Source organism: Hymenobacter sp. (assembly GCF_036387835.1).
Taxonomy (GTDB): Bacteria; Bacteroidota; Bacteroidia; order Cytophagales; family Hymenobacteraceae; genus Hymenobacter.
Map to the genome: position 1 here is coordinate 1 of NZ_DASVSY010000087.1, position 7957 is coordinate 7957.

Annotated in this window: 9 protein-coding genes; all 9 read left to right on the forward strand. The window is 57.3% G+C overall.

Features of this window, described 5'->3' with window-relative positions; genetic code table 11:
- On the forward strand, nt 1-439 hold a 439-nt coding region (locus tag VF639_RS16925; RefSeq protein ID WP_331147113.1), incomplete at its 5' end, for a sugar O-acetyltransferase.
- A gap of 17 nt (nt 440-456) precedes the next feature.
- Nucleotides 457-576: an LbetaH domain-containing protein gene (locus VF639_RS16930; protein WP_331147114.1), complete on the forward strand. Its 120-nt coding sequence runs from the start codon at nt 457-459 to the stop codon at nt 574-576.
- Between the two features lie 153 nt (nt 577-729).
- Nucleotides 730-972 (forward strand): hypothetical protein, encoded by a 243-nt coding sequence (locus VF639_RS16935; protein WP_331147115.1) that lies wholly within the window; start codon nt 730-732, stop codon nt 970-972.
- 496 nt (nt 973-1468) lie between these two features.
- Nucleotides 1469-2473, forward strand: a complete 1005-nt coding sequence (gene bioB / locus VF639_RS16940) for a biotin synthase BioB (protein WP_331147116.1) — start codon at nt 1469-1471, stop codon at nt 2471-2473.
- Between the two features lie 76 nt (nt 2474-2549).
- Nucleotides 2550-3704 (forward strand): aminotransferase class I/II-fold pyridoxal phosphate-dependent enzyme, encoded by a 1155-nt coding sequence (locus VF639_RS16945; protein ID WP_331147117.1) that lies wholly within the window; start codon nt 2550-2552, stop codon nt 3702-3704.
- A 50-nt stretch (nt 3705-3754) separates the two neighbouring features.
- Nucleotides 3755-4276, forward strand: coding sequence for a hypothetical protein (locus tag VF639_RS16950; RefSeq protein ID WP_331147118.1), 522 nt, complete (start codon nt 3755-3757; stop codon nt 4274-4276).
- Nucleotides 4277-4436: 160 nt separating this feature from the next.
- Nucleotides 4437-5057 (forward strand): dethiobiotin synthase, encoded by a 621-nt coding sequence (gene bioD / locus VF639_RS16955; RefSeq protein WP_331147119.1) that lies wholly within the window; start codon nt 4437-4439, stop codon nt 5055-5057.
- A gap of 116 nt (nt 5058-5173) precedes the next feature.
- Entirely contained in the window at nt 5174-6484 is a 1311-nt protein-coding gene (gene bioA, locus VF639_RS16960) for an adenosylmethionine--8-amino-7-oxononanoate transaminase (protein ID WP_331147120.1), read from the forward strand.
- Complete coding sequence (locus VF639_RS16965) at nt 6477-7796, forward strand: beta-ketoacyl synthase N-terminal-like domain-containing protein (protein ID WP_331147121.1); 1320 nt, start codon at nt 6477-6479, stop codon at nt 7794-7796. Before bioA ends, VF639_RS16965 begins: the two co-directional genes overlap by 8 nt.
- The last annotated feature ends 161 nt before the right edge of the window (nt 7797-7957 follow it).

Below are 7957 nucleotides of genomic sequence, written 5' to 3' on the forward strand. Positions count from 1 at the left end.
GCCAACTCACAAATGGCAACCAACCTCATCCATGAGCGCCACAACTGAAAAAGCGAAGATGCTGGCTGGCGAGCTGTACCAGGCCAACGACCCGGAATTGGTAGCCGAACGTCTGCAAGCCAAAATCCTGTGCCACCGCTACAATCAGGAACCCGTGCAGCTCAACAAGCAGATCCTGGCCGAGCTGCTAGGCTACGAAACCGACGCCCACATCGAGGCCCCATTGCGTTGCGATTACGGCTACAACATTAAAGTGGGCCGCAACTTCTACGCCAACTACAACCTTACCATCCTCGACTGCACCGCCGTCACCATCGGCGACAATGTATTTATTGCGCCCAATGTGCTGCTCACCACAGCAGGCCACCCCGTGGAAGTGGCGCCACGCATAGCTGGCTGGGAGTTTGCCCGGCCCATCACCATCGGCGACTGTGGCTAGGGGCAGGCGTGCTGGTCATGCCTGGCGTTACGATTGGGGCCGGTACTACCATCGGGGCCGGTAGCGTAGTAACGCGCGATATTCCGGCCGGCGTGGTGGCCGTGGGTAATCCGTGCCGGGTGCTGCGGCAGCTGTAGCGCCCCATCTCCACACCACTACTGCCATGAAAAGAGAGGCACTGGAACAAGCTAATGAGGTAGCGTACGCGCAATTTGCCAAGTACCGCCTGTGGCAACTCCTTCAGGCTTGCCCATGCTGCATCAGTCCGAAGAAAACAGCCCCCGAAGACAGTGGCGTTGCGGGAGCTTGCTGATGCGCAGCTAGGCCGCTATGCTTTCAAAGCCATGACGACGTGGGGCAATATGGCCGACTACCAGCACTTCTTGCCTAGGCTGCTGAAGTTAATTACCTACTCCGACTCAGACATTGAGAAGGACGTGCTTTGGGGGAAGATGGAAATGGCGGGTTGGGCTACTTGGTCCGCTGCCGAGCATGCCGCTGTACGGGCCGTATTGCTGGAATGGTGGACCTAGCACATTCAGCACAAATGTTTCGATGACGAACTCATAGTTGGCTGGTTAGTTCAGTTTCTAGGTTCTTTGGAGCCATTGCTGGCACGGCGAAAAATTTCTTTCGACAATTGGAGTTGCGAGAATTTGATTGAAACCATCGTGCACTCATCGTCTTTGCTGAAAACCAGCAAATACTCTCATCCAAGCCCAGTGTTGGGTTCCGCTAGCCATGTGCAGCTAAGCAACTGGCTGCAAACCAAGCTACCACTAGTGGAAGCAGGATTTCTCCACTTCGAACCTCTAAATCCAGAATTTTCGCAGCGCGTTTCCCGGGCTTATGATATACTTCTGACTAATCAGCTAGGCAAGGCGTAATACGCCCGGTTTTTCAGACGCGCAAATCCGCTTCTCCTGTATCTTGCGGCCCACCACGGAACCCCGACGCTGGCGGCCCGTCTGGTTTGCTTTTGTAGGCAACTAGAAACCAGCAACTAGCAACCCGAAACTCCCTGAAAGCATGCTCCGTACCGACTGGACTCTTGAAGAAGTAAATGCCATCTACCACCAGCCCGTGCTGGAACTTGTGACGCAGGCCGCCGCCATTCATGCCCAAACACAGGCCACCGGCGAAGTACAGGTATGCACCCTGCTAAGCGTGAAAACCGGCGGCTGCCCCGAAGACTGCGCCTATTGCCCCCAGGCGGCCCGCTACCACACCGGTGTGCAGGCCCATAAGCTGCTCCCCGATGCCGAGGTAGTAGCCTCGGCCCAACGTGCCAAGGACGCGGGCAGCACCCGCTTCTGCATGGGCGCCGCCTGGCGCGAAATCCGCGACAACCGGGACTTTGACCGGGTGTTAGGCATGGTAGAGCAAGTGAACGGCCTCGGCCTGGAAGTGTGCTGTACCTTAGGTATGCTGAACGAGTACCAAGCCGAGCGCCTCAAGCAAGCTGGCCTCTACGCCTACAACCATAACCTCGATACCAGCGCCGAGCACTACTCGGAAATCATCACCACCCGCACCTACGACGACCGCCTCAACACCCTGGAGCACGTGCGCAAGGCCGGCATTTCGGTGTGCTCGGGCGGCATCATTGGCCTCGGCGAAACCGACGAGGACCGCGTAGCTATGCTGCACACTCTCGCCACGCTGCCCGCTCATCCCGAGTCGGTGCCGGTGAATGCGCTGGTGCCCGTGGCCGGTACGCCCCTCGCCGACCAGCCCCGCGTGAGCGTGTGGGAGATGCTGCGCATGATAGCCACCGCCCGTATCCTGATGCCGAACACCATGGTGCGCCTCTCCGCCGGCCGCCAGGAAATGCCCGTCACCGAACAAGCCCTGTGCTTTCTGGCCGGCGCCAACTCCATCTTCAGCGGCGAAAAGCTCCTCACCACTCCCAACCCCGACTTCGACGCCGACAAGCAGATGTTTGCCCTGCTAGGACTGAAGCCCCGTAAGTCATTTAAGGACGTGCCGGAAGGTGCGGTGGTGCTCGGCAAAGAGCTTCCAGTAGGCGCGTAGCTCTAAAACTAGTACAACACAACTCCCCTCCTTTTTCAAGGAGGGGAGTTAGTTTTTAGCTCTAGTTTTTCTTTTCATGCCGGATTCTCCCCTCCACCAGCGCCTAGCCCAACAGCTCGCCCAACGCGACGCGGACAGCACCCGTCGTCGCCTCACCCAACCGGCGGCTGGCTTGGTGGATTTCAGCTCCAATGATTACCTCGGCTTAAGCCGCCATGCGGCGCTCCAAGCCGCAATACAACAGGCCGCTACCGAAGCAGCCGGGAGCACCGGCTCCCGGCTGCTCACCGGCAACTCCGCGGCGGCCGAAGCGCTGGAAGCTCACTTAGCGCAGTTTCACCGGGCAGAAGCGGCGTTGCTTTTCAATTCTGGCTACGCCGCCAACATGGGCTTCTTCTCCGCTGTGCCCCGCCGCGGCGACACCATCCTTTACGATGAAGCCTCCCACGCCTCGGTGAAAGATGGTATTCGGAGCAGTTTCGCCACGGCCTGGAGCTTCCGCCACAATGATTTAGCGGACCTGGAGCGCCGCCTGGCTCGGGCCACCGGCGCCGTGTTTGTGGCCGTGGAGGCTTTGTATTCCATGGATGGCGACATGGCACCGCTGCCCGATTTGGCCAATTTCTGCCGAGAGCAAGGGCTGTATCTGGTGGTAGACGAGGCGCATAGCAACGGCATTTACGGCCCTAATGGCGAAGGTTTAGTGGTGGCCTTAGGGCTGGGAGCCGACGTATTTGCCCGTATTCTCACCTTTGGTAAAGCACTTGGCAGCCAAGGCGCCGCGGTAGCCGGTCCGGCCATACTGCGCGACTACCTCCTCAACTTCAGCCGGCCCTTTATCTACACCACAGCCTTACCTCCACTCACGATAAGCGGCTTAACGGCAGCCTATCAGGTGTTGCCTCAACTAGCGGCGGAGCGGAAACAGTTGTTTGCGCTTTCCGAGCACCTGAAAACCACCCTCAACCAAGTACCCGGCCTGCACGTGCCATCAGGAAGCCACATCATCCATCCTGTCTTCTTCCTCGACAAACCCGGCCCCGAAGTTGTCCGCCGCATTGCCAGTGCCGCCCAACAAGCCGGCTTCGACGTGCGCCCCATCGTGTCGCCTACGGTACCAGTGGGCACAGAGCGGCTGCGGCTTATTGTGCATTCGCATAATACCGAAGCGGAAATTGACGGATTGGCGGTGGTGTTGAGAACAGCTTTACAGTTCGTATATCAGATCTGAGTTTATTAATTACAAAGCAGGTACAATTGAAAAATTTATAAATTTTCGTAATGAAAGAGACACTGCAAGACATATTCTCGCTAGAGGATAACAAACAATTTGAATTAGCTTTTGATGCTTATAATAATTGTTATTCTCGCAATAAGAACGACTACGAAATTTGGAAGCACTTCTATTTTTTCTTATGGACAGTCATTGAGGATGCTCCTAACAGCTTTCATGAAAAGATAGATTTGCGACATTTGTTACAAGTACTGCTTGACGAAGGAAAATATAACTTCTCTGATAAGGCAGATTTTAATTTTATTGCGGGCTATACAGTTTCTATCTTTCCTTACGAGTATGGTGATTCTGATGATTTAGAAGACCAAGCAAAAGAAATGCTACTAAAAGCTTCACAGCTCGAACCCGGCAATCTGATTTACAAGTTAATCTATATAGGAAGCAATTCTAGTTCCAATCAGCAAGTATACAGACAAGCCAAAATTGATGCAGCACCAAAAATCTTAGAAGTATTCAGCGGCAATGGAGCGTTGAACAATTATTTCACGCAAGTATTATATAAACAATAATATTAATTATAATTTTTATTACTAATGCCTAAGAATATCATCCAAGTACACCCGAAAATATTCTAATTTAACTTAATACTATTCAAAATAACATATTGAGGGCATAAGACATGCTTTTACATTTATAGCACATAGTAATTCCCACTACACAATATCCCTTTTGGAAAAACTCTTCATCACCGGCATTGGCACGGATGTAGGCAAAACCCTGGTTTCAGCCATCCTCACCGAAGCCTTGCAGGCCGACTATTGGAAGCCCGTGCAGGCGGGGCTGGAGCCAACTACTGATGCGGCCACGGTGCGCAGCTTGGTGCAGAATCCGGTGAGCCGGTTCTGGCCCGAGCGGCACCGCCTGCAACTGCCGGCTTCGCCTCATGCCGCCGCCGCCGCCGAAGGCCTCACCATACGGCCAACTGATTTCGAATTGCCCCAAACCAACAACCATTTGCTGGTAGAAGGAGCCGGAGGATTGTTGGTGCCCTTGGCTCCTGGCTTCCTGCTGGCCGACCTAGCGCAGCAGTTCGACCTCGACGTGGTAGTGGTTTCGCGCAACTACTTGGGCAGCATCAACCACACCTTGCTCACGCTGGAAGCCTTACTGGCGCGCGGGCTGCGGGTGCGCGGGCTCGTCTTCAACGGCGCGCCCATTCCTGCTACCGAAAATTTTATCAGAGAGCACACCGGCGTGGCACTAATGCCTCGGCTCCTGCCCGAACCGGAAGTTTCGCCAGCCGTGGTCAGCCGTTACGCTGCCGAGTTTCGGGCGTGGTTCGCTAGCTGACACCAAAACCCTGCGACTTCTGCGCCATCCTCTGCGTCCTCTGCAGACTAAAAACACCAGAACAATCCAGGAACCCGGTTAGTAGCTAGCTTTGCGCCCGCCTAACCTCGCTGCCCATGCCTCTCACCCTCGCCCAACGGGACCACGCCGTGCTGTGGCACCCTTACACCCAAATGCAAACCGCGCCGCTGCCAGTCCCCATCGTGCGCGGCGAAAAATCGTGGCTGATTGCCGAAGATGGCACCCGCTACCTCGACGGCATTTCGTCGTGGTGGGTGAATCTGCACGGGCACGCGCACCCGCACATTGCGGCGCGGGTAAGCCAGCAGCTGCACACGCTGGAGCACGTGCTGTTTGCTGGCTTCACGCATCCGGCGGCCGTGGAGCTGGCCGAGCAGCTGCTCGAGATTCTACCAGCCAACCAAGCCCGCGTGTTCTACTCCGACAACGGCTCGACGGCCGTGGAAGTGGCCCTGAAGATGGTGATGCAGTACTTCCACAACCAGGGCCAGCCCGAGCGCCGCACCTTCCTCTGCTTCCGCGACTCCTACCACGGCGACACCTTCGGGGCCATGTCGGTGAGTGGGCGCGGGGCATTTACGGCGCCGTTTGGGCCTTATTTATTTGACGTGGAATTCATTGACGTGCCGGTACCGGGCCGGGAAGCCGAAGTACTAGCGCAACTCGATGCCGTAGTGGCGCGGCCCGATGTGGCGGGCTTTATCTTCGAGCCGCTGCTGCTGGGCACGGCGGGCATGGTCACGTATTCGGCGACGGTGCTGGAGGAACTGCTGCGCCGCTGCCACCGCCACGGCGTGCTGTGCATTGCCGATGAAGTGATGACGGGTTTCGGGCGCACCGGGCCGCTGTTTGCTAGCGAGTCGCTAAGCGAGTTGCCCGATATTATGTGCTTCTCCAAAGGCCTGACCGGTGGCACCATGGCCATGGGCCTAACTACCTGCACCGCCGCCATTTACGAGGCCTTCCTAAGCGAAGACCGGTTGAAAACACTCTTCCACGGCCACTCCTACACCGCCAACCCGGTAGCCTGCGCGGCGGCGCTGGCCAGCCTCGACCTGACCCGTGCTGCCGAGTGCACCAACCAAAGAGCCCGCATAGCTGCCGCCCACGCTGCTTTCCAGCAGGAGCTGGCAGACCAGCCAGGCATCCGGGCGGTGCGCCACTTAGGCACTATGCTGGCCGTAGAGTACGACCCCGGCGAAAACACCAGCTACTTCAGCAACCTCCGCGACGCGCTGTATCAACTGGCCCTCGATAACCGCGTGATCCTGCGGCCGCTCGGCAACGTGGTGTACCTGCTCCCACCCTACTGCACCACCAACGACGAGCTGGCACTGCTCTATCAGGTGCTGCGCCGAATGCGGGAGCTAGTGCTCACGCTCACTTCTTCTGCCGCTCATGCCTGATTCGTCTGACCTTGTCGTGATTCGGGGCCGGGGCCGGGTGTGTGCGTTGGGCATTGAGGCCGCTTATTCCGCCGTTAGCTTTGCCCCTTTTCAAACCAAAGTGGTTTCCACCCACAACTTCCCGGTGGCCCAACTACCCGCCGCCGCGGAAACAGCCGTAGCCGCCCTGCAACGCACCCATCCGGCCTATCGTCAGCTCGACCGCACCGTGCTGCTGGCCTTGCTAGCTGCCCGCCAAGCCACTGCCGAAGCCGGTTGGACTTCCGAAACAAGTGGTATTACTATCGTTGACCAATCGGCTTCTGTATCTGCACTGGTTTCAGACACTAGCTTAGTTGAAACAGTACTCAGCAATGATAGTAGTGCCACTCAACCATCAACAACCAACCATCAACAATCCGCCATTGCCGTCAGCATCGGGTCCAGCCGGGGGGCTACGGAGCGATTAGAGCAGTTCCACGCTGGTTTTCTGGCGGATGGTATGGTGCCCGCGGCGGCTTCGCCGCTCACTACCTTGGGCAATGTGGCGAGCTGGGTGGCTTTTGATGTTGGCAGCACGGATGGTACGGCGCTCAGCCATTCCAGCACCTGTAGCAGCGCGTTTCAGGCGCTAGGCAATGCCGTGGCGTGGCTGCGGGCGGGTATGGCTACTCGTTTCCTGGCGGGTGGCACCGAGGCGCCCCTTACCGATTTCACTCTGGCGCAAATGCACGCGCTGGGCATCTACTCTCCTTTCGATGCTACCGAGTGGCCCTGCCGACCCGGTGCTGGCAGGCCCTCTACGTTTGTATTAGGCGAAGGAGCCGCTGTGTTTGCGTTGGAAAAAGTAAGCGCTTCCGCGTTAGCAGCCGAGCCTTCTACCAAGCCGCGTTTTGTGCTGGAAGGCGTAGGGTTTGGCTTTGAAGCCATAGCCAGCAAAACCGGCCTCTCACCCGATGGGCAACACTTTCAGTTAGCTATCCGCCACGCTTTGCAGCAGGCTGGCCGTGTCCCGGCTGAAGTAGATGCCGTTGTGTTGCACAGCCCTGGTACCCCGGCCGGCGACGCTTCGGAGCGGGCAGCATTACGGGCTATTTTCGGGGAGGAACTACCGCCGCTGCTATCCAATAAGTGGCTGTTGGGGCACACGCTGGGCGCTTCTGCAGCGCTGAGCCTGGATTTTGCCTTACACGTGCTGGAGACGCAGCAATGGCCTTCTGCCCCGTTTGCTACTGATTTGGCGCAAGCAGCACCGCACCCTGTTCGCCGCATTTTGGTAAACGCCGCTGGCTTTGGAGGCAATGCGGCCAGTGTGCTGGTGTCGAAATTGTAAGCGAAGCTGCAGTTTCTGCGCACGAGCGAAACGAGTATCCAGCGGCAGGGCTATTTGTGCAGTAACAAGTTATCATGAACGAGGTAGAGACGCGACACTTGGCTGCGCCGACCTACGGTTCGCGTCTCGGCGTTGCTGAGGTTGTTTACCTGGTTTGTTCC

What these genes read in the sequence shown, in the direction of transcription:
- bioB (WP_331147116.1), top strand. Translation starts at nt 1,469, where the DNA reads ATGCTCCGTACCGACTGGACTCTTGAAGAAGTAAATGCCATCTACCAC.
- VF639_RS16950 (WP_331147118.1), top strand. Translation starts at nt 3,755, where the DNA reads ATGAAAGAGACACTGCAAGACATATTCTCGCTAGAGGATAACAAACAA.
- bioA (WP_331147120.1), top strand. Translation starts at nt 5,174, where the DNA reads ATGCCTCTCACCCTCGCCCAACGGGACCACGCCGTGCTGTGGCACCCT.
- VF639_RS16965 (WP_331147121.1), top strand. Translation starts at nt 6,477, where the DNA reads ATGCCTGATTCGTCTGACCTTGTCGTGATTCGGGGCCGGGGCCGGGTG.
- VF639_RS16945 (WP_331147117.1), top strand. Translation starts at nt 2,550, where the DNA reads ATGCCGGATTCTCCCCTCCACCAGCGCCTAGCCCAACAGCTCGCCCAA.
- VF639_RS16930 (WP_331147114.1), top strand. Translation starts at nt 457, where the DNA reads ATGCCTGGCGTTACGATTGGGGCCGGTACTACCATCGGGGCCGGTAGC.